Here is a 1238-nt window from a genome sequence, read left to right as displayed (position 1 = left end):
CGCCGCGACGAGGAGCGGGCGCGGGCCAAGGAGCGCATTTTCAGCCTACGGAACGCATTCGGTCAGTGGGAGCCCAGGCGGCAGCGTCCCGAATTGTGGAACCTCTACAACGGACGGCACCGTCCGGGGGAACATGTGCGGGTATTCCCGCTCTCCAACTGGACCGAGCTGGACGTCTGGCACTACATCGCGCGGGAGGGGATCGAATTGCCGTCGATCTACTACGCGCACCGGCGCGACGTCTGGCTCCGGGACGGCATGTGGCTGGCCGAAGGGCCGTGGGGTGGTCCGCGTGACGGCGAGGAGCTGCTCACCAGGACCGTCCGGTACCGGACGGTCGGCGACGGCTCCTGCACGGGAGCCGTCGAGTCCGACGCCGCCGACATCGGGGCCGTGATCGCCGAGGTGGCCGCGTCGCGGCTGACCGAGCGCGGCGCGACCCGGGCCGACGACCGGCTGTCGGAGGCCGCCATGGAGGACCGCAAGCGGGAGGGCTACTTCTAGATGAGCGACCTGTTGAGGCTGGCCACGGCGGGCAGCGTGGACGACGGGAAGTCCACGCTCGTCGGCAGGCTGCTCTACGACACGAAATCCGTGCTGGCGGACACCCTGGACGCCGTGCACCGGGCCAGCGCGGACCGGGGGCTGGCCACGCCGGACCTCTCGCTGCTGGTGGACGGGCTGCGCTCGGAGCGCGAGCAGGGCATCACCATCGACGTGGCCTACCGGTACTTCGCCACGCCCCGGCGGTCGTTCGTGCTGGCCGACACGCCGGGGCACGTGCAGTACACCCGCAACACGGTGACCGGCGCGTCCACCGCGCAGCTGGGCGTGCTGCTGGTGGACGCGCGCAAGGGCGTGGTGGAGCAGACCCGCCGGCACGCGGCGGTGCTCGCGCTGCTGGGCGTGCCGCGCCTGGTGCTCGCGGTGAACAAGATCGACCTGGTGGACTACGCGGAGGCCGTGTTCTCCCGGATCGCCAAGGAGTTCACCGCGCACGCCGGGGCCCTCGGGTTCGCCGAGGACGCGGTGGTGGAGATCCCGGTGTCGGCGCTCGCGGGCGACAACGTGGTGGACCGCTCGGCGAACACGCCGTGGTACTCGGGCCCGACGCTGCTGGAGCACCTGGAGACGGTGCCGGTGGAGCCGGACCCGCACGACGCGCCGTTCCGCTTCCCGGTGCAGTACGTGATCCGGCCGCGCACCGCCGAGTACCCCGACTACCGGGGCTACGCCGG

The 1238-nt window shown here is 71.8% G+C and carries 2 protein-coding genes; both read left to right on the top strand.

Annotated features, from left to right (window positions below):
• Window positions 1-504 (top strand): sulfate adenylyltransferase subunit CysD (gene cysD / locus AB0I60_RS37470; protein ID WP_360739022.1); only part of this gene is annotated, 504 nt, incomplete at its 5' end.
• Window positions 505-1238 (top strand): GTP-binding protein (locus AB0I60_RS37465; protein WP_360739019.1); only part of this gene is annotated, 734 nt, incomplete at its 3' end.

This window comes from Actinosynnema sp. NPDC050436, assembly GCF_040655415.1.
In the GTDB taxonomy this organism is placed as follows: Bacteria; Actinomycetota; Actinomycetes; order Mycobacteriales; family Pseudonocardiaceae; genus Actinosynnema.
The sequence above is the reverse complement of the archived record's forward strand: the minus strand, read 5'-3'. Positions and strand labels throughout refer to the sequence as shown.